25 protein-coding genes and 1 tRNA gene are annotated in these 25,569 nt (G+C 49.3%); 8 read left to right on the top strand and 18 right to left on the bottom strand.

The features are described 5' to 3' along the window. Positions 1–28 precede the first annotated feature (28 nt). From IEW48_RS01945 to ligD (IEW48_RS01930), 4 genes are all read left to right on the top strand, one after another. Entirely contained in the window at positions 29–1,750 is a 1,722-nt protein-coding gene (locus IEW48_RS01945) for an Rqc2 family fibronectin-binding protein (RefSeq protein WP_188622364.1), read from the top strand. Positions 1,751–1,867: 117 nt separating this feature from the next. After that, complete coding sequence (gene ku / locus IEW48_RS01940) at positions 1,868–2,680, top strand: non-homologous end joining protein Ku (RefSeq protein ID WP_188622363.1); 813 nt, start codon at positions 1,868–1,870, stop codon at positions 2,678–2,680. Then, on the top strand, positions 2,677–3,669 hold the full coding sequence (gene ligD, locus IEW48_RS01935) for a non-homologous end-joining DNA ligase (protein ID WP_188622362.1): 993 nt from the start codon (positions 2,677–2,679) through the stop codon (positions 3,667–3,669). Before ku ends, ligD (IEW48_RS01935) begins: the two co-directional genes overlap by 4 nt. Beyond that, positions 3,630–4,553 carry a non-homologous end-joining DNA ligase gene (gene ligD, locus IEW48_RS01930; protein ID WP_188622361.1) on the top strand — a complete coding sequence of 308 codons (924 nt, stop codon included), beginning with the start codon at positions 3,630–3,632 and terminating at the stop codon, positions 4,551–4,553. The genes ligD (IEW48_RS01935) and ligD (IEW48_RS01930) overlap by 40 nt, the downstream gene beginning before the upstream one ends. Before the next feature lie 114 nt (positions 4,554–4,667). On the opposite strand, the gene IEW48_RS01925 is transcribed toward ligD (IEW48_RS01930), so the two are convergent. Both IEW48_RS01925 and IEW48_RS01920 read right to left on the bottom strand, forming a co-directional pair. Further along, positions 4,668–6,110, bottom strand: a complete 1,443-nt coding sequence (locus tag IEW48_RS01925) for a nicotinate phosphoribosyltransferase (RefSeq protein ID WP_188622360.1) — start codon at positions 6,108–6,110, stop codon at positions 4,668–4,670. Positions 6,111–6,149: 39 nt separating this feature from the next. After that, entirely contained in the window at positions 6,150–6,521 is a 372-nt protein-coding gene (locus IEW48_RS01920) for a DUF3054 domain-containing protein (protein WP_188622359.1), read from the bottom strand. Between the two features lie 130 nt (positions 6,522–6,651). Here IEW48_RS01920 and IEW48_RS01915 point away from each other — a divergent pair, with 130 nt between their 5' ends. Together IEW48_RS01915 and IEW48_RS01910 are read left to right on the top strand one after the other, a co-directional pair. Continuing rightward, entirely contained in the window at positions 6,652–8,178 is a 1,527-nt protein-coding gene (locus IEW48_RS01915; RefSeq protein WP_188622358.1) for a carboxypeptidase M32, read from the top strand. Between the two features lie 164 nt (positions 8,179–8,342). Beyond that, a tRNA-Ser gene (locus tag IEW48_RS01910) sits at positions 8,343–8,435 on the top strand. Positions 8,436–8,445: 10 nt separating this feature from the next. On the opposite strand, the gene IEW48_RS01905 is transcribed toward IEW48_RS01910, so the two are convergent. Further along, entirely contained in the window at positions 8,446–8,985 is a 540-nt protein-coding gene (locus tag IEW48_RS01905) for a DUF84 family protein (protein WP_188622357.1), read from the bottom strand. 48 nt (positions 8,986–9,033) lie between these two features. Between IEW48_RS01905 and IEW48_RS01900 the strand changes: the two genes are divergently transcribed. Beyond that, positions 9,034–10,248 (top strand): MFS transporter, encoded by a 1,215-nt coding sequence (locus tag IEW48_RS01900; protein WP_188622356.1) that lies wholly within the window; start codon positions 9,034–9,036, stop codon positions 10,246–10,248. A 37-nt stretch (positions 10,249–10,285) separates the two neighbouring features. Here the strand turns inward: IEW48_RS01900 and IEW48_RS01895 are convergent, their stop codons facing one another. The 13 genes from IEW48_RS01895 to IEW48_RS01835 form a co-directional block, all read right to left on the bottom strand. Next, positions 10,286–10,435 carry a hypothetical protein gene (locus IEW48_RS01895; protein ID WP_188622355.1) on the bottom strand — a complete coding sequence of 50 codons (150 nt, stop codon included), beginning with the start codon at positions 10,433–10,435 and terminating at the stop codon, positions 10,286–10,288. Further along, a complete protein-coding gene (locus IEW48_RS01890; protein WP_188622354.1) occupies positions 10,420–11,013 on the bottom strand; it encodes a CapA family protein in 594 nt (197 codons plus the stop codon). Before IEW48_RS01890 ends, IEW48_RS01895 begins: the two co-directional genes overlap by 16 nt. 88 nt (positions 11,014–11,101) lie before the next feature. Next, entirely contained in the window at positions 11,102–11,731 is a 630-nt protein-coding gene (gene pyrE / locus IEW48_RS01885) for an orotate phosphoribosyltransferase (RefSeq protein WP_188622353.1), read from the bottom strand. Then, positions 11,732–12,454 carry an orotidine-5'-phosphate decarboxylase gene (gene pyrF, locus IEW48_RS01880; protein WP_188622352.1) on the bottom strand — a complete coding sequence of 241 codons (723 nt, stop codon included), beginning with the start codon at positions 12,452–12,454 and terminating at the stop codon, positions 11,732–11,734. Next, positions 12,435–13,379 (bottom strand): dihydroorotate dehydrogenase, encoded by a 945-nt coding sequence (locus IEW48_RS01875; protein ID WP_188622351.1) that lies wholly within the window; start codon positions 13,377–13,379, stop codon positions 12,435–12,437. Before IEW48_RS01875 ends, pyrF begins: the two co-directional genes overlap by 20 nt. Beyond that, on the bottom strand, positions 13,376–14,203 hold the full coding sequence (locus IEW48_RS01870; protein WP_188622350.1) for a dihydroorotate dehydrogenase electron transfer subunit: 828 nt from the start codon (positions 14,201–14,203) through the stop codon (positions 13,376–13,378). The genes IEW48_RS01875 and IEW48_RS01870 overlap by 4 nt, the downstream gene beginning before the upstream one ends. After that, positions 14,196–17,420: a carbamoyl-phosphate synthase large subunit gene (gene carB, locus IEW48_RS01865; protein ID WP_188622349.1), complete on the bottom strand. Its 3,225-nt coding sequence runs from the start codon at positions 17,418–17,420 to the stop codon at positions 14,196–14,198. The genes IEW48_RS01870 and carB overlap by 8 nt, the downstream gene beginning before the upstream one ends. Beyond that, positions 17,410–18,534 carry a carbamoyl phosphate synthase small subunit gene (locus tag IEW48_RS01860; RefSeq protein WP_188622348.1) on the bottom strand — a complete coding sequence of 375 codons (1,125 nt, stop codon included), beginning with the start codon at positions 18,532–18,534 and terminating at the stop codon, positions 17,410–17,412. Before IEW48_RS01860 ends, carB begins: the two co-directional genes overlap by 11 nt. 35 nt (positions 18,535–18,569) lie before the next feature. Then, positions 18,570–19,856, bottom strand: a complete 1,287-nt coding sequence (pyrC, locus tag IEW48_RS01855; RefSeq protein WP_188622347.1) for a dihydroorotase — start codon at positions 19,854–19,856, stop codon at positions 18,570–18,572. Further along, complete coding sequence (locus IEW48_RS01850; protein WP_188622346.1) at positions 19,822–20,796, bottom strand: aspartate carbamoyltransferase catalytic subunit; 975 nt, start codon at positions 20,794–20,796, stop codon at positions 19,822–19,824. The genes pyrC and IEW48_RS01850 overlap by 35 nt, the downstream gene beginning before the upstream one ends. Positions 20,797–21,099: 303 nt before the next feature. Beyond that, the gene (locus IEW48_RS01845; protein WP_188622430.1) at positions 21,100–22,350 is read right to left on the bottom strand and encodes a solute carrier family 23 protein; all 1,251 of its coding nucleotides are present in this window, start codon (positions 22,348–22,350) and stop codon (positions 21,100–21,102) included. Positions 22,351–22,443: 93 nt separating this feature from the next. Further along, positions 22,444–22,989 (bottom strand): bifunctional pyr operon transcriptional regulator/uracil phosphoribosyltransferase PyrR, encoded by a 546-nt coding sequence (gene pyrR / locus IEW48_RS01840; protein WP_188622345.1) that lies wholly within the window; start codon positions 22,987–22,989, stop codon positions 22,444–22,446. 282 nt (positions 22,990–23,271) lie between these two features. After that, on the bottom strand, positions 23,272–24,006 hold the full coding sequence (locus IEW48_RS01835) for a YetF domain-containing protein (RefSeq protein ID WP_188622344.1): 735 nt from the start codon (positions 24,004–24,006) through the stop codon (positions 23,272–23,274). A 34-nt stretch (positions 24,007–24,040) separates the two neighbouring features. On the opposite strand from IEW48_RS01835, the gene IEW48_RS17365 reads away from it, so the two are divergent. Next, complete coding sequence (locus IEW48_RS17365) at positions 24,041–24,166, top strand: hypothetical protein (RefSeq protein WP_268236519.1); 126 nt, start codon at positions 24,041–24,043, stop codon at positions 24,164–24,166. A 12-nt stretch (positions 24,167–24,178) separates the two neighbouring features. Here IEW48_RS17365 and spoVAE read toward each other — a convergent pair whose 3' ends face one another. Together spoVAE and spoVAD are read right to left on the bottom strand one after the other, a co-directional pair. Beyond that, a complete protein-coding gene (gene spoVAE / locus IEW48_RS01830; protein WP_007505546.1) occupies positions 24,179–24,535 on the bottom strand; it encodes a stage V sporulation protein AE in 357 nt (118 codons plus the stop codon). A gap of 5 nt (positions 24,536–24,540) precedes the next feature. Then, on the bottom strand, positions 24,541–25,566 hold the full coding sequence (gene spoVAD / locus IEW48_RS01825; protein ID WP_188622343.1) for a stage V sporulation protein AD: 1,026 nt from the start codon (positions 25,564–25,566) through the stop codon (positions 24,541–24,543). Positions 25,567–25,569 lie beyond the last annotated feature (3 nt).

The following is a 25,569-nucleotide window of genomic DNA, read 5'->3' as shown; positions in this document are numbered from 1 at the left end:
TGTATCTTTCAACATGGAGGTAAAGCTGATGGCCATTGACGGAATGATGATACATGCCTTGCTGGAAGAAATGCAGATATTAAAGAGCGGACGGATCACCAAAATTTATCAGCCCTTTGAACGCGATATTGTGCTTCATATTCGCGCCCAGGGTAAGAACCACCGGTTGCTCGTCTCGGCCAACCCTACCTATCCCCGTTTGCATTTTACGGATGAACAGTTGCCAAATCCAGAACAAGCCCCTATGTTTTGCATGGTGTTACGCAAATATTTAGAAGGCGGCATCATCCAGCGTTTGCATCAACCAGCAGCGGAACGGATTGTCTGGATTGATGTCCGCTCAAAAACCGAGATCGGAGATTTCATGGTTAAGCGCCTGGTGATTGAAATCATGGGTCGGCACAGCAATATCATCTTGATTGACCCGGAAACTGAAAAAATCATTGACAGTATTCATCACGTTCCATCTTCCGTTAACCAGTACCGGGTTGTTTTGCCCGGGCGACCCTATGTATCCCCGCCTGATCAAGGCAAGCTGAACCCATTTGAAATCACCAAAGAGATGTTTTTGCGCAAACTGGATTTCAACCAGGGAAAACTAGACCAGCAAATTGTACGGCACTTTAAAGGCATCAGCCCCCTGTTGGCCAAAGAGATCGTTCATCAAGCCGGCTTGCCCAGGCAGGATCAAGTGTGGGACAGTTTTTCCCGGCTGATCGGCAAGATCAAAGCCAAAGATTATGAGCCGGCCATCATGGAAACAGACCAAAAATCTCTCTTTTACCTGTTTCCACTGGCCCATGTGGACGCCAAGCCCACCCGGTATAGCACCTTGAGCAAAATGCTGGACACTTATTTTACAGAAAAAGTAAGGACAGACCGGCTGAAACAGACAGCCAATGACCTGATCAAACGTCTTACAGCAGAAATCAACAAAAACAAGAAGAAGCTGACTAAACTGGAACAAACCTTGAAAGAGAGCGAACAAGCCGACACATACCGCTTGTACGGAGAACTTTTGACCGCTTATATGCACCAGATTAAGCGGGGGGCAACAGAAATAGAAGTGGTTAATTACTACGATGAACAGGGGGGCACCGTCACCATTCCTCTGGAGCCTGAGCTGGAGCCCAGTGAAAATGCCCAGCGCTACTTCAAAAAATATAACAAGGCCAAGGTGGCCAAAGAGATGGCAACTGAACAGCTGAATAAAACCAAGGAAGAAATGGTCTATTTGGAAACGCTCCTGCACCAGCTGGAACAGGCCTCCTGGTCTGACATTGAGGAGATACGTGAAGAGCTCACCGAACAGGGCTATCTGCGCGAACGGGGCAAACGCCATAAAAAACAGAAACAGACGCAACCTAAACCGGCAACGTTTTACTCATCTGAAGGCATCCCTGTTCTGGTCGGACGGAACAATAAACAAAACGATTATTTAACAATGCGTCTGGCTTCCCCTCACGATACCTGGCTGCATACCAAGGATATCCCCGGTTCCCATGTGGTGATCCGCAGCCAAAACTATGGAGAAACCACGTTGCGGGAAGCGGCGGTTTTGGCCGCTTATTTTAGCAAAGCCCGGGAGTCAAGCCAGGTTCCAGTGGACTACACCCTGGTCAAATATGTGCGCAAACCTAAAGGGGCCAAACCAGGCTTTGTCATTTACGAACAGCACAAAACCCTTTTTGTAACCCCGGATAAAGAAATTGTAGCCAAACTAATGACCAACGCCTCCCCTGATGCCTGAAGCATGGCCGTCAGCGCTCTCAACGTACCGATGCTTTTTTAAGGTAAATCTTACCCTTATCAAGCGCAGGACAGAGTGGCATGCTAACCACAGGAAGAGTCAAAGGAGCGTCTGGTCATGCATACAATCTGGAAAGGGTCTATCAGCTTCGGCTTGGTTCACATCCCCATCAAGCTTTTTGCTGCTACTGAAAGTAAACAAATCCATCTGCGTCAATTGCACCAGGAGTGTCATACACCCATTAAATACGATAAAGTGTGCCCGGTGTGCGAAGAAAAAGTGGACCAGGACGAGATTGTCAAAGGGTATGAGTATGACAAAGGCCATTTTGTTGTCCTTGACGATGATGAACTGGAAGCGATTGCCGCTGCTAAAAGCAAAACGATCGACATCATTGATTTTATCCAATTAAAAGAGATTGATCCCATATACTTTAACCGTTCGTACTTCCTTGGTCCAACAGAGAACGGAGAAAAAGCATATACATTGTTAAAGAGGGCCATGGAGGAAACAGAAAAAGTGGCCATGGCCAAGTTTATTTTACGGGCTAAAGAACAACTGGCCGCTATCCGGGTGTATCAGAAGGCTCTCTTGATTGAAACCCTGCATTATCCCGATGAGATTCGTCCTGTGGATCACGTTCCTGGACTCGTCGACCTGGACCTTGAAGAAAAAGAGTTAAAAATGGCCAAGCAGCTGATTGAACAGCTCACCACCGACTTTGAACCGGAAAAATATACAGATGAGTACCGGGCCAAATTAAAGGACATGATTGAAAACAAGATTACAGGAAATGAAATTAAGATTGCCAGGGAAGTGCCTGAAACTGATATTAAGAGCCTGATGGATGCACTGCAGGAAAGTATCCAGCAAACAAAGAAAAAGACAAAACGCCGGCGCACGACCAAAAAGAAGGCCAAAACATCATGAATGATGCAATTCAAACACTTCCCGCCCTCTCACCCATGCTCCCGACTCTATCCTCCATCATTCCGGCAGGAGCAGAGTGGCGGTATGAACTTAAGTTTGATGGCTACCGGGCTATCCTGTATTGCTCAAACGACGGCGTGCAGATTGTCAGCCGCAATGGCCATCTGTACAACTCCCTTTTTCCTGAGATTGTGGAGGCCTTCCTGCGTTTATCCCCACAGCTAGAAGAACAGCTACCCCTTATTTTGGACGGTGAGCTTTGCATTCTTGCCTCCCCTGTCAAAGCGGACTTCAGCCTGATCCAGCACCGCGGCCGTTTGCGTTCCCCTGAAAAAATTGCCCGCGCTGCATTTGACAAGCCGGCTACATTTATTTGCTTTGATCTTCTGTACTTAAAAGGAAAAGATTTCCGCCGTGAATCTTATCTGGACCGGAAAAGGCGGCTGGAACATTTGCTGGACTCCCTTGCCCAGCCTCAATCCAAGTCTAGAGTCCCCTTCCCTTCTATCGGCTGGGCAAAGCCGTATGATCATCCGGACGCACTATGGGAGACGGTGATTGCGAATGATGCAGAAGGCATTGTAGCCAAACGGGTCAGCAGCGTTTGGCAAAGCGGTAAGCGGACCACTGATTGGTTGAAGATCAAAAACTATAAGGTGGCCACGTGTTTTATTACTGGTTACGACAAACAGAATGGCTACTTTCATGTGGGCGTTTTACGGGACAGGGAGGTATATCCGGTCGGCTTGTTTTCACATGGTTTGAGGGAGGCTGAACGTCGGGCTCTGCTGGAGATTATCAAAAACAATAAAACAGAGGAAACCGGCTCCATGGTCAAGATGGAGCCCAGTTTGTGTGTGGATATCAAATTTTTGGAGGTTTATAAACAGCAACTGCGGGAGCCCCGTTTTACCGGTTTTCGGACAGACGTTTATTGGGAGGATTGTACATGGTCAAAACTGATCAACAGCGGCAGACGATCAACATAAACGGGCACCTGGTTGACCTGACCAGCTTGAATAAAACGGTTTGGCCAGAGATGGGAATTAATAAGTCACAATACTTGCATTATCTGTCGGAGACAGCCGAATATATGCTGCCTTACTTAGCAAGGAGACACCTGACCGTGATCCGTTATCCCCACGGGATCAGCGGAGAATCCTTCTATCAGAAAAATTGCCCTCCCTATGCCCCTCCATTCGTGCAGACAGATACCCATGAAGGGATCAACTACATTGTTTGTTCCGATTTAGCCACGCTCATCTGGCTGGGCAATCAGTTGGCACTTGAGTTTCATGTTCCGTTTCAACCCCTTGACACAGACAACCCCTCGGAGATCGTCTTTGACCTGGACCCGCCCCACAGGAAACACTTTCAGTTGGCTGTCAAGGCGGCCATGATGATGAAGGACTTATTTGACAAACTCGACTTAAAGTCATTTATCAAAACATCAGGCAACAAGGGACTGCAAGTCTATATCCCGCTTGCAGAAAACACTTATACCTACGAGCAAACACGCTTGTTCACCGCATTTGTTGCGCGCTTTCTGGTATCCGAGCAACCCGGACTGTTTACGATTGAACGGTTGAAGAAGAACCGCCGCGGCCGCCTGTATATCGACTATGTGCAACACGCACCTGGCAAAACGATCATTGCCCCTTATTCCCCGCGGGCAAACCCGGATGCACTTGTCGCGACGCCTTTATACTGGGATGAAGTGGACAACGGGTTAAGACCGGAACAATTTACGTTGCCAACGATACCCTCCCGTCTCAAAGAAAAAGGTTGTCCCTTTCAGGCCTTCACAGAGGTCAAGGACAACCAGCCGTTTGATATGATATTGGAATGGATTCAGAAACATCAAAAAGCTTAAAGATGCTGCGGCTTGCACAAAACGTTCTGCAAACAGGGCAAACACGCATGCTGCTTCATCGTCCGTGCCTGCCACAACTACACAGACCTGGGCACACCGTTATAAGATTCATGTTCATGTGCGGAGCTGTTTAGCCTGTGATAGTAAACGGTGCTTCAATTCCCACAATTGGTGAGAAAGGTCAACGTGATAGACATGGGGATTGATTAGTCGTCTGATTTCAGGGGCAAACCGCTCCTTTTCCCGTTGAGCGTAGCGTTGAATTTCTGTTAAATCCGGAAGCTCACACACAAGTTCTCCATTCTTGAAAATGGGCGCCAGCAGCTCTCTGGCCTCAAAGTTTTCCACTGTTTTGCGTTTCCAAGTGTTAACGGGATCAAACGCAATAAAAGACTCAGTCGGAATCGGCTCTTCTGCCAGCATGATTAAATCGACCAGCGCCTGTTTAGAATTGCGGTCATAAAAGCGAACCACTTTCTTATACCCGGGATTGGTAATTTTTTGCGGGTTTTCACTCACTTTGATTTTAGGGACTAAACGGCCGTTTTCTTCCTCAGCAACCAGTTTATACACCCCGCCCAGAGCTGGGCAATCCCTGGATGTGATTAAATTAGTGCCTACACCCCAGGCATCGATTTGAGCCCCTTGCGCCCTTAAATCCCTGATCAAATATTCATCTAGGTCGCTGGAAGCCACAATGATTGCATCCTCAAAACCGGCTTCGTCCAGCATCTTTCTGGCTGCTTTGGACAAATAAGCCAAATCGCCGCTGTCCAGCCGGATGCCATAATTCTTAAATTTATCGCCCAATTCCTCTTTCATTTTTTTAAAGGTTTTAATAGCATTAGGCACACCGCTGTTCAAGGTGTCGTAGGTATCGACAAGCAAAATACAATTGTGCGGAAAGGTGCGGGCAAAAGCTAAGAATGCCTCATACTCAGACGGATAACTTTGCACATAAGCATGGGAATGGGTACCTTTGACCGGTATGCCAAATTTTTTTCCGGCCAGCACGTTTGAAGTGGCTTGGACTCCTCCTATAAAAGCTGCCCTTGCACCATAAACGCCGGCATCAGGTCCCTGCGCCCGGCGCAGTCCGAATTCCATCACCAATCCGCCTCCAGCTGCTTCGGTAATACGGGAAGCTTTGGTGGCAATCAATGTTTGATGATTGATGATGTTTAAAACGGCTGTCTCAATCAATTGGGCTTCCCCTATCGGGGCTTTGACCCTAAGCAGGGGCTCATGGGGAAAGACCACTGTACCTTCTGGGACGGCATAAATCTCCCCTGTAAATCTGAATTGTTTTAAATAATCTATAAAGTTCTCATCGTAACGCTCAACTGACCGTAAATAGGCAATGTCTTCCTCTGTAAAGGAGAGTTGGCAGATGTAGTCCACCACCTGCTCCAATCCTGCCGCGATGGCATAGCCGCTCTGACCAGGATTTGTACGGTAATAGAGGTCAAAGACCGTTTGCTGATTCAATTTGCCATTTTTATAATGAGCATACATCATATTGATTTGGTAAAGATCAGTTAACAACGTCTTATTCATCACTGCCTCCTAAAACTCCTTTGTTTAAGATTTAGTCGACTATCTGGAGCAGACAAAGGCGAGGATCACTCTCCAGCCAGTGAGCAGCACATAATTAAACCCAAGTGTGACCAGTATGAACGGCACAGATGGTACAGCCTGTTCCAGCAAACCTCTGATGGCCAGTCCAAGTATACCGGCCACCAACCAAGTGATGGATACTGTCTTCAACGCTTGTCTGGGCTGGTGAAGTACAGCGGGACGAAAAACTCCCGTAGCGGTGCCGACCACAAACCAGCTGAGCAGGAAAGGCCATGCTGTGTTGAGCACAAAACCGGGGCTGATGGCCATGCCGTGTTCCATACCGCCTAATATAACAAAGATAAGCAAAATGATGGCGTCTCCAACACCCACAAGAACAGTCGACAACATGCTCCAGTCCCCCAAAATATTTATTGATGATTCTAATGTACAACAAATTGAGAACCATTTCTACCTTTTGCTATACTAGAAAAGGTGATTTTACCTAACCAAACTTCAGTTTATAACAGGAAAGGGGTTATTGCGTGTGAGCCAACGTGCTGTGCAAAATGCAAAGGAAACACTAGAACAGTTGGATCAAAAGATCTCCCATTTTGAGGAATTGATATCCCTGGCCAACTGGGACTTGCAAACCGGGGCTCCTAAGAAAGGACGGGCTTTTCGTTCAAAAGCTGTGGGCACTTTATCTTCCGAAGTGTTCCAACTTTCATTATCCAAAGAGATGGGGGAATGCTTAGACACTTTAAGCCAACCAGAGGCTCAAGCCCAATTAGATGAGATGACCCGGGCTAAAGTGAGAGAGTATAAACGAAACTATGACAGGTCAAGGAAAATACCGCCGGAAGAGTATAAGGAGTATGTGGTTTTAACGTCGCAAGCACAGGACATTTGGGTGGAAGCCAGACAGAAAAAAGATTTTTCTCTGTTCCGGGATACTTTGAAAAAAATCGTTGACTTTAAAAAGAAATTTATTGATTATTACGGATTTGAAGAACATCCTTATGATGCCCTTCTTGATGAATATGAACCCGGCCTCACGGTTAAAACATTAGATCAGCTGTTCGGCGACCTGCGTGCGAAAACGACGGAACTCTTGGCACGCATTCAGGACTCGGCCAATAAACCCCGCACGGACATCTTCCAGCAATCATTTGATATTAAACAACAAGAAGCATTTAGCCGGTTCGTTCTCTCCAAACTAGGTTACGATCTTGATGCTGGCCGCCTGGATGTTAGTGCCCATCCCTTCGCCGTAGGCATTAACACGAAAGATGTGCGCATTACCACCCGTTACATGGAAAACGATATGCGCAGCGCTATTTTTGGCACCATCCATGAATGCGGCCATGCCTTGTATGAACAAGGGGTAAACCCCAAGTTTGAGGGGACTGTCCTGCGCGGGGGCACTTCGATGGGCATTCATGAGTCACAATCCCGGTTCCTGGAAAATATGGTGGGCCGCAGCTTTGAATTTTGGACTTATTTTTATGAGGATCTGAAACGCTTCTTCCCGGACCAGTTCAATGATGTGTCCATTGAAGAATTTTGCCGGGCCATCAATACAGTGGAACCCTCCTTAATCCGCGTAGAGGCAGATGAATTAACCTATAATTTGCATATCATGATCCGCTATGAAATTGAAAAAGGACTGATGTCAGGTGAGCTTGAGGTCGATGATTTGCCGTCCATTTGGAATCAAAAGATGGAAGAATATTTAGGCCTGACACCTCCTGATGATGCACAGGGCGTGCTCCAGGATATACATTGGTCCTTTGGAGGTTTTGGCTATTTTCCATCTTATTCTCTGGGCAATCTGTATGCTGCCCAAATCCTGTACACGATCCGCAAAGAAATGTCAGATTTCTATGATAAAATCCGCAACGGAGACTTTCTGCCCATCAGAGAATGGTTGAGAGAAAACATTCATCAGTACGGTAAATTGTATACTCCCCAAGAACTCATTAAAAAGGTGACTGGGGAAGATTTAAATGCCAAATACCTGATTGATTACTTTGAAGAAAAATACAGCAAAGTCTATCAGCTCTAACGGGGCCACAAAACGTCCAAATCATTGATGACTAACATGCTTCCCTCATCATACCCAGCTGATGAGGGATTTTTATTTAATTTTTCTGTCACCCATTCCCTCTTGCAATATGTGTAAGTTTCTCTTATAATAATAGATTGTCACAAGCTAATTACATGAACAGTGGAGGAGTACCCAAGCGGCCGAAGGGGGCGGTCTCGAAAACCGCTAGGGCGTCGAATGGCGTCGCGGGGGTTCGAATCCCCCCTCCTCCGCCATTTTTTATGCTCAGTTGTCAAAAAATTGACCATAGTTTACATATTGGAGCAGGGCAGCCTCAATAGCTTGCCTGATGAACGGCCCGCGGTCTCGAATCATCTTAGCCAGATACTGCTGTTGTCTGTGAGGAGCACTTAAACGCACATAATCATCTACAAATTGTCCCAGAGGCAGGTCTTTAGTTAAGATATTGTGATGGTAAACCGGCAAAAGGAAGGGCTGAGACTGGGCTGAGACTTGTCTTCCTTGACGGTCTGTTATACTGGCCCAGCACAATATAGAGTACCGCCCTTGACTGTCCCGTTCATAGCCAATCTCGATGCCAATGGCACAAGAGGCCCTGTATTCAGCCTGTAAGGCATGCTTGGCTCGGTTGAGGGAGCCTTTTTTCGTTTCAAGGGAAGTAAGCGGCTGTTCCGAAACGCCACTGCTCACATTGAGCGGATACAGCACAGCTGTGACATCCAACTGTTCAAGGACAGCATGAAGGAATTCCAATTTCTTGGAGGATCTCGTGCCAACAGCCATATGTAACAGCGGGTTCATCATTCTGCTCCCCCCTTTTACCCATACTGTTTGTGATGGAGTGAGACCATTTTGAGAGGCTATATCTCTGAATTGCTAAGTTTACCCAGAGGCGTCAAACAATTTTTGCTGAGTGAGCCATTGTTAGGTATTGCTTTCGGGTTGTATACGCTGCTGTTCAACCTTCATCTGTTAGGTGTGAACATGACAGAAGTGGAAATCGGTAAGTTGACGGCTCTGGGCACGTTTGCGATGGCCGTCTTTGCCATTCCTTGCGGCCTTTTAGCCGACCGGGTCGGCCGCAAAAAAATACTGGTCAGTGGCCTTGGTTTGATTGCCGCAAGTTACTATATCATAGCTTGTGGATCTTTTTTTCACCAATTCTTGCTCGCCCAACTGGTCTGGGCTTTAGGAATGGCCATGATGCTGAGCGCTGAGATTCCGTTGTTATTTGCTTATTGTCAAACAAAAAAACAGCAAACTCAAACCTATAACATGATGTTTGCAGTCTTTACCCTCTTTACCGGTCTGGGAACAATGCTTGGGGGCCTCTTGCCACGCTGGCTGGATCCCGCCCATGAGCACTACAGAGGAACGATGCTCGTTATGGCTGCCACCATGACGCTGGTTACACTAGCCAGATCTTTCTTACCAGCTGAACAACAAACACGGAGTCGCTGTGGCCAATATCGCTTTTCCTTTAAGCAATCAATCCCCAGCCGCCACGTGCTCATTTTTGTGGGGTTTTCTTTTTTTGCCGGTGCAGCATTTTCCGTTTTGGTCCCCTACTTTAATATTATTGTCAAGTTCCGCCTGGAATGGTCCGATACAGCAGTAGCTGCACTGTTAACCCTAAATGGACTTGTACTGTCAGCAGCCTCATTTCTTACACCTTACTTGTTGGAGCGGTGGGGATTGCGCAGAATATCCTTTATCTTGTTTGTTTTAACTGTTGCAAGTTCAGTGATCTTAGCCATCTTTTTGCCAGTATGGCTGTTTATTGCCTTCTTTTTGCTTCGCAGCGGTGCCTTTGTGGCATGGTTCAATGTGGTGGAAGGACAAAGCATGCAAACCACACCCGATGAAGAGCGCAGTATGCATGCCAGTTTGCGATCCATTACAAGAAATTTGGGATCTACCGCCGCTGCCTATCTAGGCGGTATTATCCTTGCTTATGAGAACTACTGGCTTCCGTTCCTTTTATCCGGCGCCGTGGTTTTAGGGGCTTACATTTATTACCGTGTCTTGATGCTCCATTCTATGGAAAAAGAATTAAATAAAGGTTGAGAGATAATCCAACGTAAAGAATGAATATTGTACGGCTTTAATAATCTATTTGATCCGGCGGCTCTTGCTTAATAAGCTTTTCGGCAGGTGAGACATGCTTCAATGTTTGCTGATAACGGTGGTGAAGAAGATCATAATCCTTTCCTGTTAATTGGGGGTAGGAACGGTGCTCTAACATTTCGTCCATGGGCAGCACCGAAACGTCCCAGTGGATTGCAAACCAGCTGCTTCCAATGTTTCGATCGTGCGGATAACACCTTGTTCGCCGCTGTCTAAAGCATGATTGTTTGCCGTTGTAATCACATCAAATCCAGCTTGCTTCAAGTTTTCTGCCAGCTCATCGGGTGCACTGAATAGTGGATAACCGCTATACCCCCGTTCAGGCCCGCCAAACGTGGTCTCAAGGTTGCCCAGTACGAGGTCTGCTTGCTCAAACAACGGCTGAACCTTCTCAAAAAAGGGAAAGAAATCGTATCCCCCCGCCGTTTTGCCCGCTTCGATCTGGGGCAAATGCATCATGATATCCCCCACAACCATGATACGCAGTTCATTAACTGAAAGGGATGCCTTGTTTTGAGGATCCTTTGGTGCTTCTTCAATGCTGTCTGGATCTTCTCTTCCAACATGGCGTTGCTCAAATTGCTGATTCTCTTGTGTTTCTATTTGCAGCTTATCCGCCCCAGGTGTCTCTTGCCGTTGAAGCCAAGCGCACCCGGTAGCCAAAACAGCCACAATTAAAGTGATGATTAACCATTTTGTTCGCATGTTTTACCCCACTGTCAACAAACCTTACTATCACTTATCATATCAAAACAAGTTCATTATTTATACCATAACCTCAACTCACCAGGGTTTAAAGTGTTTCATTTGAAACAGGTATCTCCGGATTCCAGCCTTTAAGTTTACATAATTCTTCTTCTGTTAACACTCCTTTTTGCCGTGCGACCCTGAGCAAAGTGGGATAATCACTTAAACTGATATAGGAAATACCTGCTTCTTGGAAGGCCCGCTGAGCCTGCTTTAACTCATAGGAGAAAATAGCAACCACCCCCAGAACTTCCGCTCCTGCTTGACGAAGCGCTTCCGCTACCCTCAGGGCACTCTCTCCGGTAGAAATTAAGTCTTCTACGACAACAGCTCTGTCTTGGGCAGCAATCACACCCTCGATCTGGTTTTGTTTACCGTGGCTTTTGGCTTTGGAACGGACATAAGCCATGGGCAGGTTCATCCGTTCAGCCACCCAGGCAGCATGGGGAATGCCAGCAGTAGCAGTGCCTACAATGACAGTGGGCTGGTCATAATGGGCATTGATCAGCGTCACCAGGCCGTCGGCGATTTTGTTTCTTAACTCAGGGTAAGACATGGTCAGGCGGTTGTCACAATAAATGGGAGATTTGATGCCGGAGGACCAGGTAAAAGGTTGTTGGGGACTCAGTTCAACTGCACCGATGGATAGTAACGCTTCGGCTATGTTTTCTTTCATCTAGACCACCTCGTTCATTTCTTTAATCACAGCTTGATAGGCTGCCACAGGATCTTTCGCCTGGGTTATCGCCCGCCCCACAACCAGAAAATCACTGCCCAGACGCAGTGCGTCTTGTGGGGAAGCTACCCTGGCTTGATCGTGCCGCTTGCTTCCGGCAGGCCGAATACCCGGTGTCACGGTGATAAAAGAGGAACCGCAGGTGCGCTTGATCAGATGCACTTCTTTGGCTGCACACACCACCCCGTCTAATCCTGAACTTTGGGCCAGACAGGCATAATGGAGCACAGCTTTTTCAATGGAACCGGGTATGCCAATTTCTTCATTCATCACTTGCTCAGTGGTGCTCGTTAATTGGGTCACACCGACGATGAGCGGCCGTTCATCCAGTGAGGCACCTTTCTCTACGCCTTCCCGTACCGCCTCCAGCATAGCCCGGCCTCCGGCACAATGAACAGTTAACATACTGATCCCCATTCCGGCCAAGGCCTCTGCTGCCCCTTTCACCGTGTTAGGGATATCGTGCAGTTTCAGATCAACAAAAATCTTGATGCCCTGCTCCCTTAGTTTGTGTACCAACGCAGGGCCTTCGCTGTAAAACAGCTGCATCCCCACCTTGACAAACAAATCAGGAGCATTAATCTGTCCAACCAAACCAAACGCTTCACGCCCAGTAGCCACATCTAAAGCAATGATGAGCGGGTTAAGCTTGTGTGTTGTCATGCTTCCACCCCATTCCCGTTAAGTCCTGAATGTGCTCAACACCGAGTTTGTCCAGCAAGGGCTCTAGTTCATCAATAATTTTGGGACAAATATAGGGGTCGACAAAGTTGGCCGTGCCAATGGCCACAGCCGAAGCGCCAGCCAGGAAAAATTCAAGCACATCTTCGGCCGACTGGATGCCACCCATGCCGATGATGGGAATGGACACATGCTGGCTGACTTCATAAATCATGCGGATGGCCACCGGTTTAATAGCCGGTCCGGACAATCCGCCACTCCCATTGGCCAGAATGGGACGTTTCGTTTTCAAATCAATGCGCATGCCCAACAGGGTGTTGATCATGCTCAGTCCATCGGCCCCTGCCTGTTCCACAGCTTTGGCAACAGCCACAATGTCGCCCACATTCGGTGACAGTTTGACGAATACGGGTACTGTTGAGACCTGTTTGACCGCTGCAGTCAAATGGGCGGCAATCTGTGGATCGGTGCCAAAGGTGATACCCCCGCACTTGACGTTGGGACAGGAGATATTCAGTTCCAAAGCGGCCACATTGGGAGCAGTGCTGATCTTCTCAGCCACATCAACGTACTCATCTATTGTTGAGCCAGCGATGTTGGCGATGACCGGAACATCAAACTCGGCCAGCCAGGGAAGCTCCTGCTCCAGGACAGCCTCCAGCCCCGGGTTTTGCAGGCCAATCGCATTTAACATCCCGGCCGGCGTTTCCGCCACCCGGGGGGTGGGGTTGCCAAACCTGGGCTCCTTGGTGGTCGCCTTAATCGCAATGGCGCCCAGACAGTCGAGTGCATAAAACTTGCTGTACTCCCGCCCAAACCCAAAGCAGCCAGAGGCAGGCATGACAGGGTTTTTCAGACGGATTGAGCCTAACTGCACTTCCAAGCGGTTTTTGTTTTTTACAGTCATAGCATCACCTCTCCCAACTTAAACACAGGTCCGTCCGTGCATACTTTTTTGTAGGAAGTGGCTGAGTCCGGCGTGTGACAGACGCAGGCCAGACAAGCCCCTACACCGCAGCCCATGCGCTGCTCCAATGATAGATATACCTCTGTTTGGGGACAGCCTGACCAGTACTGTTCAACGGCCTTAAGCATGGGCAGCGGACCGCAAGCATAGACAGCCTGCCAGTCATCCGGAGCCCAGCGCTCCACCATATCGGTGACCATCCCTTTGTGCCCCAAGCTTCCGTCCATGGAGGTGACATAAGTCTCCCCCAATTGTTCGAAAGCACTGGTCAGAAAACTGTCTTCCCGGCTGTTAAAACCAAGGATATGAGTCACTTCCACTCCCCGTTTTGTGAGACACTTGGACAGGTAATAGAGAGGGGGGACGCCCACGCCTCCTCCCACGATCAGAACCCTTTCTCCCTCTATCCTGTTCTTCAAGGGAAAACCACGGCCCAAAGGCCCGAGCACATCTACTGTATCTCCCGCTTGCAAACGGGACAGATACCTTGTTCCCTCTCCTTCAACACGGTAAATGATGGTCAGCTCCTGCTTTTCCTTATCTACGTCACAAATGCTGAGCGGCCGTCTTAAGAGGGGATAAACTGTCGAGCCGCATTTCATATGCACAAATTGGCCGGGCTCAACCATGGCTTTCACTCCGTCTCCTTTAAGTGTCATCTGGTACACTTGCCGGGCAACGGGACTGTTGGAGGTTACGGTTAATAAAGAGACCTGCGGAACCCTGGGGGGGTTTATCGGCTGTTGGGGAATAGTTTTAGACATGAGCAACGCCCCTTTTCTCAGGTTGGGACAGATTGAGCGCTGGCATGGGCATGGTGGCAAAGGTGATCGATTCCAACACTTGCAACATGGCGGTCGCCGTATCCAGGGAAGTAAAGACCACCACGCCGTTTTCCACCGCTTCCCGTCTGATGCGGAAACCATCCCGTGCCGGCTGTTTGCCTTTGGTCAGGGTATTGATAATGAAGCTGACTTCTCCCTTGCGGATGCGGTCCAAAAGGGTAGGTCCTTCTTCATTCACTTTATTGACCATGGTTACAGGCAGTCCCTCCTGCAGCAGCCGGCGGGCTGTGCCTTCTGTGGCCAACAGTTTAAAGCCCAGGTGCCAGAAGCGGCGGGCCAGCACCACGGCTTCCTCTTTATCTTTGTCAGCTACGGTGAACAGGACTGAACCGTGGGACGGGATGGACATTCCTGCGGCCAATAATCCTTTATACAACGCTTTTTCCAAGCTAACATCCCGGCCCATCACTTCTCCAGTGGATTTCATTTCGGGCCCGAGGTGAATGTCTACCCGGCGCAACTTGGCAAAGGAGAAGACAGGCACTTTGACCGACACCAGCTGATCCTCAGGCCAGTAACCCCCCTCATAGCCTAACTCCGGCAAGGTGGCGCCCAGAATCACTTTGGTCGCCAGGTTCGCCATGGGGACACCCGTGATTTTGCTGAGGAAGGGCACGGTGCGGGAAGCCCGGGGATTGACCTCCAGGACATAAACCCGCCCCTCATGCAAGACAAACTGGATGTTCAGCAGTCCTTTGATCTCCAACCCTCTGGCCAGCTGGGTCGTCACTTCCACAATCGTTTGTTTTGTTGCCTCGGACAGGGATTGGGGTGGGTAGACGGCGATAGAGTCCCCGGAATGGACACCCGCCCGTTCAATATGCTCCATGATTCCTGGTATGAGCACATGCTGCCCGTCACTGACAGCATCGACCTCCACTTCTTTACCTAATAGGTAACGGTCAATCAGGACAGGGTGATCGGGCGTCACTTTGACCGCCTCTTGCATATAAGTGAGCAACTCTTCCTGGTTATAAACAATCTCCATCGCCCGGCCTCCCAGCACATAGGAGGGGCGGACCAGCACCGGATAACCTAGCTCCTTGGCTGCAGAAACAGCATCCTCCACAGAGGTGACTGTTCTCCCCGGCGGTTGTGGGATATGGAGGCGTTCTAACAATCGTTCAAATTTTTCCCGGTCTTCAGCCGTATCGATTTGTTCCATTGCGGTGCCTAAAATGCGCACCCCGGCTGTGGCCAAAGCTTTAGCCAGGTTGATGGCTGTCTGTCCCCCAAATTGTACAATGACGCCTTCTGGTTGTTCCTGTTCAATCACATGCAGCACATCTTCCGGATACAGCGGTTCAAAATACAATTTATCCGAGGTGTTAAAGTCCGTTGAGACGGTTTCCGGATTGTTATTGATAATGATCGCTTCATAGCCCGCTTCTTTAATGGCCCACACCCCATGAACGCTGGAGTAGTCAAATTCAATCCCTTGGCCGATGCGGATCGGCCCAGAACCAAGCACCACAATTTTCTTGCCTGTCGTCTGGGGCACTTCGTTCTCTTGTTCATAGGTGGAGTAGTAGTAAGGTGTAGCCGATTCGAACTCGGCGGCACAAGTATCCACCATTTTATAGACCGGCCTCAGGCCGGCCTGTTGCCTAAACAGGCGTACCTCTGGCTCGGTCGTGCCCCACAGTTGGGCGATTTTACGGTCTGTTACCCCTTTTTGCTTGGCTTCTTGCAAAAGATCGAGATTAAAAGGTTGTTTTGCTAAACGGTGTTCCAGCTCCACCAGCTGCTTGATTTTAGACAGGAAGAAAGGGTCAATTTGTGTCCATTCCCGCACCGTTTCCAACGCGACCTGGCGGCGGAAGGCTTCTGCCACGGCAAAGATCCGCTCATCATCCGCCCGTCGGCACTTTTCTTCCAGCTCTTCCACACTGGCTGCTTTCAACGTGTCCAGCTCCAGATGACAGGCCCCGATTTCCAAAGAGCGCACTGCTTTTAACAGAGATTCTTCCAGGGTGCGGCCGATGGCCATCACTTCTCCTGTGGCTTTCATCTGGGTGCCCAGCTGACGGTTGGCGGATGAAAATTTGTCAAATGGCCAGCGGGGGATTTTAGTAACCACATAGTCAAGGGCCGGTTCAAAACTGGCAAAGGTTTGTCCCGTCACCGGGTTTTTCAATTCATGCAAGCGGTAGCCTACCGCAATTTTAGCCGCCAGTTTGGCAATGGGATAGCCGGTCGCTTTGGAAGCCAATGCGGAGGAACGGCTGACCCGGGGATTCACTTCAATGACGTAGTATTGATCACTTTCCGGATCAAGGGCAAACTGGACGTTGCAGCCGCCTTCAATTTTTAAGGCGGAAATAATGTTCAGGGCAGAGGTGCGCAGCATCTGGTAATCCCGGTCAGACAGCGTCTGGCTGGGGGCCACAACAATGCTGTCTCCTGTATGGATTCCCACCGGATCAATGTTTTCCATGTTACATACTGTAATGCAGGTGCCTGAAGCATCGCGCATCACTTCGTATTCGATCTCCTTATAACCGGCGATGCTCTTTTCAATCAGACATTGGCCAACCGGTGAATATTTCAGACCGGTAGAAACGATCTCCTTTAAACTGGTGTCGTCTTCGGCAATGCCTCCGCCCGTTCCACCCAGGGTGTAAGCGGGCCGGATAATGACTGGATAACCGATCTTGTGCACAAACTGTTCTGCTTCTTCCATGGAGTGGATAATGGCACTTTCCGGGATGGGCTCACCAATTTTCTGCATCAAAGCCCTGAATTGTTCCCGGTCTTCCGCCTGCTGAATCGCTGCCAAATTGGTTCCCAACAACTCCACATTTTCCTCTTCCAACACGCCTGATTGGGCCAGTTCCACAGCCAAATTTAATCCTGTCTGCCCTCCCAGAGTGGGCAGCAAGCCGTCCGGTTTCTCTTGGCGGATGATGCGGGCAACAAATTCCAGGGTGAGCGGTTCAAGATAGACTTTATCGGCCATGTTGGTATCGGTCATGATGGTGGCCGGGTTGCTGTTAACCAGAACCACCTCGTAGCCTTCTTCTTTTAAAGCTTGACAAGCTTGGGTGCCGGCGTAGTCGAATTCTGCCGCCTGGCCGATCACAATCGGCCCGGAACCGATCACCATGATTTTCTTGATATCTTTTCTACGTGGCATAACTAATTGCCCCCCTTGTACTGTTTTTCTTGGTCTTAAAGGCCTCCATCATCTCCATAAACTGATCGAATAAATAGCGGGTGTCATAGGGGCCTGGCGCTGCTTCGGGGTGGAATTGGACCGAGAAAGCGGGTAAAGACTTGTGGGCCAGTCCTTCAACCGTTTGATCGTTCACATTGATGAACGTCACTTTTAATCCCGTCCCTGTTAACGATTCAGTTGCGACAGTATAGCCGTGATTTTGGGAAGATAAGAAAGTTTGTTTGCTCTCTACATCTTGGACAGGATGGTTGCACCCCCGGTGCCCGAACACCATTTTTTCAGTGGTGGCACCACAGGCTAAGGCTAACAGCTGATGTCCCAGACAAATGCCGAAAATGGGCACCTGGCCAAGAAGGGACTTAATTGTTTGCGGAGCCTGATGAACATCCTGGGGATCTCCAGGTCCATTGGAGAGCAGAATCCCGTCAGGTTTCAAGCCCAAGATTTCTTCAGCGGGCGTATCATAAGGCACGACACGGATGTCACACTGCCGCTTGGTCAACTCTCGCAAAATCCCCGCTTTGACACCGAAGTCAAGCACAACAACCCGCTTTCCTCTTCCCGGACAATGGTATGGGTTCTTCGTGGAGACACGGGCCACCTGATCCCGCGGCAAGGCCAACTGCTCCAAACGGGCATGATCTTCAGCTTTAGGCTCTCGGCCGATAATCAACATCCCTTTCATGGTGCCACACATGCGCAAGCGTCTGGTTAAAGCCCGGGTATCCACCCCATAAATACCGGGTATGCCTTTTTCCTGAAGCAGTTCTTCCAAGGTTAACACTTTGCGCCAGTGATGGGGAGCGGTGCAATGTTCCTTCACAATCAACGCCTCTACGTGAGGGTGGAGGGCCTCAAAATCATCCCTGTTAATGCCATAATTCCCGATCAAAGGATAGGTGAAGGTGATGATCTGACCACAGTAGGAAGGGTCAGAAAACACCTCCTGGTAACCGGTCATTCCTGTGTTAAAAACGACCTCGCCAACCACTTCCTTTTCTGCACCAAAACTTTTGCCTCTAAACACCGTACGATCTTCAAGCAGCAAATAAGCCGATTTGTTTTGAGTCATGATCTGAACTCCTCTCCTCATCTCCTGAATCGCAGTTAAACCATGCTTGCCTGTTCTTGCCAGACCACTTCTCCGTTGACGATGGTGGCCACAGGCCATCCCTGGCAGATCCAATCGGCAAAGGGGGTGTTGCGCCCTTTGGACAGAAAATGTTCCGTCCGGATTGGCTGCTCAAGTTCCAAGTCGACAACAGTCAGATCAGCATCGGCTCCAATCTCCAGCCTGCCTTTGTTCAACCCGAAGATCTCGGCGGGTTTGGCTGTCATTTTTTCAATCAGCTGAGCCAGGGTTAATGTGCCTGTTTTAACCAGATGGGTATACAATAGGGGGAAAGCCGTTTCCAAGCCAACAATGCCAAAGGGGGCTTGGATGATTCCCCGACTCTTTTCCTCTTCTGTATGCGGGGCGTGATCAGTGGCAATGATGTCTATGGTACCGTCAACCAGTCCCTCCACTACAGCTTGCCGGTCTGCTTTGGAACGCAAAGGGGGATTCATTTTAAAGTTGGGATCTGGACCAGGGATATCCTCATCACACAGCAAAAGGTGGTGGGGAGCCACTTCAGCCGTTACTTTGACCCCTCGCTGCTTCCCTTCCCGCACCAGTCGGACCGATTCTTTGGTGCTGATGTGACAGACATGGTATTGGGCCCCGGTTTCCTCAGCCAGCAAAATGTCGCGGCCGACATGGATGTATTCAGAGTCGGAGGGAATTCCTGGCAAACCATGCCGCTTGCTAAACACACCCTCATGGACAACGCCGCCTGCAGCCAGAGTGTCATCTTCACAATGGGCCACAATAGGCAAATCAAGTGCTTTGGCTTTGATCATGGCTTGTTTCATCACATAGCTGGACTGGACGCCCACCCCGTCATCAGACAAGGCTGCCGCACCTGCTTCCTTTAAGGCCGCGAAGTCGGTCAGCTCCTCTCCCTGTTGGTTCTTGGTGATAGCGGCAATGGGCTGGACATGGACTGCGCCCTTCCTGGCAGCTGTGTTCATCACCCGTTTGATTAACTCAGGCCGGTCCAAGGACGGCTTGGTATTGGGCATGCAAAAAATAGTGGTAAAACCCCCTCTGGCTGCTGCCCTTGTACCGGTCTCGAGCGTTTCCTTCGCTTCAAATCCCGGCTCCCTTAAGTGCACATGAACATCAATAAAACCTGGAAACACCCATTTGTTGCGGCAATTGATCTCCCGATGGCCCTTATCGGCAATCTGCTCCTCAAGGGCAGTTATTTTGCCGTTTTCAACGAGAATATCTCGAACAAGCTGCTTTCCGTTTGGGTCAAGCATATATGCTTGTTTCAACAACAGCCCCATGTCGCTCTCCTCCTTTATTGACCGGCTGTACTTGCCGCTTGGCGGCAGGGCCCAAAAGGTGGTACAACACAGCCATACGCACGTAGACGCCGTTTTCCATCTGCTTAAAAATGCGCGATTGGGGTGCCTCCACCAGGGTTGAAGCGAGTTCCACATCCCGGTTGACTGGTGCCGGATGCATGATAATCGCCCCTTTTTTCATCCTCCGGGCTCTTTCCTCTGTCAGGCCATAATGCTGATGATAGTCTGCCTTGCTCAGTGTTAAGGCCTGCTCATGCCGTTCATGCTGGATCCTGAGCATCATGATCACGTCCATCTCCTCCACCAGCTCATCAAAGGGATACCAGCAACCACGGGGCACCCAGCTTGCACCTGCCTGATTAAGACAAGGGGGGCCTGCAAAATACACCTCGGCACCCAGCTTGGTTAAACCATAGTAATTGGACCGGGCCACCCGGCTGTGGTGAACGTCCCCCACAATGGCGACCTTCAATCCCCGAAGGCAGCCAAACTCCTGTTTGATCGTCAACAGATCAAGCAAACATTGTGTCGGATGTTCCTCATTTCCTGTCCCGGCGTTAATCAGTGCCAAGCCGATCCGGGGGTGCATGTCATCCAACAGGCCGTTCTGGGAATGACGAATGACAGCAGCTTTTACACCAATGGCTTCCAATGTTTTCAGTGTGTCATATATTGACTCTCCCTTTTGCCTGCTGGATGTCGCCTCTTGAAAATTAAGCACGTAGGCACCCAAACGTTTTTCGGCCACTTCGAATGAAAAACGTGTCCGGGTACTGGGCTCAAAAAACAGGTTGGCTACACATTGTCCCTGTAAGATACCTGCATAATCTTCCTCGCATTCCTTTATCCGCTCCGCCGTGTCCAGCAGCATGTTCAGCTGGTCACTATCCAGGTGTTGAATCCCTGTTAAATGTTTCACTGTAGGCCCTCCCATTTAAAGTGTTAATTGAAAACCTTCTGCCACAAGCGTTGATACTAAAAAAGCATCTTACCCTCCCCTGAGGATAAGATGCTCATCCAAACCAGATTCAGCCAAGCCGCTCCTATTCAGCATGTGCAGACAGGTCTTTGCTCCTTCCAGACATCTTCCAGACATCCATTGCGAGACAGAAGGATCCACACCACACATGCTCTTGCGGCCCTTATCCAGTTGATACAGAAGAGCACCTTAACAGCCTCACGGGACTGTTCTTAAAGGTACTGCCATTATCCCTTTATAACCTTATGCTTCGGGCAACAGGAGATTGAGAATAATACCCACGATAGCAGCCAGCGCCATGCCAGCCACTTGCACATTTTCGGTGATGTTGATAAAAGCACCACCGACACCCGTAATGAGAATCACGGAAGCAATGGCCAGGTTTCGTTTTTGGCCGAAATCAATGCGCTGGTCAATCAGCATGCGGATTCCCTGCAGGGCAATCACCCCAAACAGCAGGATGGCCACACCGCCCATCACATTGGAGGGAATCGTTTTAATCAGTTCGCTCACTTTGGGGCTGAAACCAAACATAATCGCCAGTACGGCCGCCCCGCCGATCACAAAAGAGCTGAAAACTCTTGTAATGGTAAGGACGCCAATGTTTTCCCCATAGGTTGTGTTCGGCGGTCCGCCAAGCAAGGAGGCAATCATGGTGGCCACGCCGTCGCCCAGAATCGAGCGGTGCAGACCAGGTTTCTTCAGTATGTCCCGGTCCATCAGCTTGCTTAATACCATTTGGTCTCCAATATGTTCGGCCAAAGTGACAAAGGCAACAGGGACAATCACCATAATCCCCAGCCAGGAAATGACTGGGTCATAGGTAACAAAGGGGATCAAAAGACCGTCCGGCACTCCCAGCCATTTCGCTTCACGGACGGGGGTTAAATCAATCATGCCCAGGGCAAAGGCGTAGACATAACCAACAATAATGCCGATCAAAATGGGAATGAGGCCAAAGAAACCTTTAATGAAAATGGCAGCCACAATAGTGGCGGTCAAGGTAACCAAAGCAACGGTGAAATGAAGGGTACTGTACTCGCCATCCGTTCCGGGAATGGTCATGGCCATGTCAATGGCCACACTGGCCAGCCCTAAACCAATCACAATGATCACCGGTCCCACGACTACCGGAGGCAGCATCCGCTTCAGCCAATCCACCCCCAGGTAGTGAATAAACAAGGCCACAAGCCCGTAGACCACCCCTGCCAGAAAGCTGCCAAACATTGCTGCTTCAGGTCCATCAGCGCCAATGACAGCAATAAACGGGGCGATAAAGGCGAAGGAAGACCCTAAGTAAGCCGGTATTTGACCGCGGGTAATGGCCAGGTAGGCCAGGGTGCCCAGCCCACTGGTTATCAAAGCGACGGCAGGCTCTAAACCATCGATTAAATAGGGGACCAAAATGGTAGCGCCAAACATCGCAAACAAATGTTGCAGGCTAAGCATCAGCCACCGGTGTGCCCGCGGAACATCATGCACATCCATGACCATTGTCTGTTTGCTCTCTCCCAATGTCGTAACTCCTTTCCCTTTTCAAGCAGCGGAATGATCGGTATGGTGTAAACTTTGCCTCTGCAGCTTCTTTTATGAGCCTTGCCTGATTTCAACTTGATCCATTTCATCCACTTCCTCAACCTGAACCGCGATAAGCTCCTCTTTTGATGTGGGCACGTTTTTACCCACAAAATCGGGGCGGATGGGCAGTTCCCTGTGTCCCCGGTCCACCAATACGGCGAGCTGAATACGGGCCGGACGTCCCTGGTCGATCAGGGCATCCAGTGCAGCCCGCACCGTGCGCCCCGTATAAAGCACATCATCCACCAAAACAACGATTTTACCCGTAATATCCGTAGGCAGATTGCTACCTTTGTACAAAGGCTGTTCATCCTCACTTTTGTAGCTTAAATCATCCCGGTAAAGGGTAATGTCCAGTTCACCTACCGGTATCTGAACCTGCTCAATCTGCCCGATTTTTTCAGCTAAACGTTGGGCAAGATATACACCTCTCGTTTTGATGCCAACCAGAATACAATCGTTTACGCCCTTGTTGCGCTCAATAATTTCATGGGCAATGCGGGTCAACGCCCGTCGAATCGCATCTTTATCCATTAGCACCCGTGTCTTGGACATCTTCAATCCTCCTTATCATGTTGCAGGCATTAAAAAAGTCTCTTGTTTGTCACAAGAGACTTGGAAAGGCATATCTTGGTTTTGTTGACATCATATCCGGCCATGTTTTGTACACAAAAATCATACACAGATTAGGGGGGATTTTTTAAAGCATGGATATGATGCACCACCTTGGACAGTTAAATGGTACTGTCCCCTGCCACCTTTCCAGCCTCTCTGGACTGAATTAAAGGTTGGTGCGAATATGCAGTTGTTCTTAATCATTATGGCATATTCCCTTGATTATGTCAATGCGACTTGGCCCCTTTTAATGTGTTCAGGGCTGATATAAATTTTTCCACCTTCATCTATGGTCATCAGGAACACCTCTTCCGGACGCTGATACCCCCTTTGTCTAAGCTGGTCCACAAGCCAAGTTTCATTTCCCACTTTCTTCAGATTGGGATGGACAATCTTGCCATCTAAGATCAAAACTATGGGATAGCCTTTAGGTGCTGGAGGGACTGGTTTTACATCGCTGACAGTCGCTGACTGATATTCACTCTTTTTAATCACGCTGATCTGCCCGTTTGATTCCAAGATGGCGTAGTCCACCTCAGTCAGATCAATCGCGTTCCGCAAGCGCAAGTCCATTAACAATGATTCAACAGTGATCTTGGTTTTCTTCAGCTGTTCTGGCAAAATTTTGCCATGTTCAATCAAGATAATCGGTTCATCCTCGACCACCCGGCGGAAATACGGCGCATGGAGGGCGATATAAGACAATAACAGATGGAGACCCGCAATCAGTGAGGCAGCCGCTAAAGGCCCCCCCAAAGGCACATTACCGGTAGACAACGGCTCCCCAAGTACATCCCCGATAATCACACCAAATAAAAAGTCAAGGGGATGGATGGTACCAATCGACCGTTGACCCAAGATTTTCAGGATCACAAACGTGTAGATATAGACAATCAGGGCTCTGAGCAAAAAGCCCCAAACAGGTAACTGTTCCGAGCCTGTCCAAAACTCAAACACGGCGGCTAACCTCCAAATTCCGTGATTTAGATCCTTGTTTGCCATTTATGATGCGTTCGCACTGGCCAGGATCAAAGGAAGTGTGGAAGCGGAAGATGACCAAGCACTTTTGGTGGACATTTATTATTTCTACGAACTGTGGGACAGCCTTGGCTCTTGATTCGCTTTCTTTTTACCCCTTTGGTTTAAAAATCAGTGCGGCCAAAAATCCAAATATAATGGCTGAAGAGATACCGGCACTGGTGACTTCAAAAATTCCGGTGACAATGCCAACGAGACCGTTTTTTTCTGCTTCAGCCAAAGCCCCATGAACCAGGGCGTTACCGAAACTGGTAATCGGAACGGTGGCGCCCGCACCGGCAAAATCGATCAGTGGTTCATACAGTCCCAATCCATCCAGAACGGCCCCGCTCACCACCAGTATGGTTAAAGTATGGGCGGGGGTCAGCTTAAAGAAATCCAGCATGATCTGTCCAATCACGCAAATAAGCCCTCCTACAACAAACGCCCAAAAGAAGCTGGCAATCATCTGCCTCATCCTCCTCTTCTTTCAATGACGACAGCATGGCAAATGCAAGGAATGCTTTCCTTTTGCTGAACCGTAATGGGAGATAACAAGGCCCCAGTAGCTGCCACCATAATTTTGCGCCATCTCCCCTCCAGCATGCCTTTAAACAGATGACCATAGGTCACCGCAGCGGAACAGGCCGCTCCGCTTCCTCCGGCCAGAACCTCAGGATGGTCTCCATACATTAAGATGCCGCAATCTTGAAACTTGTCCTCTGAGACATCAAGGCCGTGTTTTTTCATCAGGTCATAAGCGATGCGATAACCGACACGTCCCAAATCTCCGGTAACAATCAAATCATAATCGGCAAAAGAAACCCTCAAGTCCCTGAAATGGGCTTCAATGGTGTCCACTGCCGCAGGGGCCATAGCCCCCCCCATATTGAACGGGTCGGTGATGCCCATATCCACGACTCTTCCTATCGTACAGGAGGTAATATGGAGCCCTGTATTGGAGACCGCTTTTTGGTCGGACTGAATAATGGCTGCTCCGGCTCCAGTGACCGTCCATTGAGCCGTAGGGGGTTTTTGTCCCCCGTATTCTGTCGGATAGCGGAACGTTTTTTCAGCTGCGGAATTATGGCTGCTTGTTCCGCATAAGGCGGTTTGGGCATTTCCGCTGTCCACCAGTTGGGCCGCTAAAGCCAGCCCTTCCATCGAGGTTGAACACGCACCAAAGACGCCTAAAAAAGGGACCGCAAGTGTACGTGCCGCAAAATTGCTGGAAATCAGCTGAGACATTAAATCCCCGCCGATAAAAAATTGAATCTGTTCTTTTTCCAGCCCTGCTTTTTCGATTGCTTTTTCACAAGCATCTTCCAGCAGTCTCTTTTCTGCCTTTTCCCAACTGTCCTGTCCTACCCAGGTATCACCATGGATCAAATCAAAATCACGGGCTAACGGCCCTTTTCCTTCAAAAGGGCCAACCACGCTGGCAGCCGAGGCAATAACGGGCTGGCTGGGAAAAACCCACGTCTGATGACCTTGCAGCATTGA

The organism is Caldalkalibacillus thermarum (assembly GCF_014644735.1).
In the GTDB taxonomy this organism is placed as follows: Bacteria; Bacillota; Bacilli; order Caldalkalibacillales; family Caldalkalibacillaceae; genus Caldalkalibacillus; species Caldalkalibacillus thermarum.
This window is presented reverse-complemented; position numbering and strand designations above follow the sequence as displayed.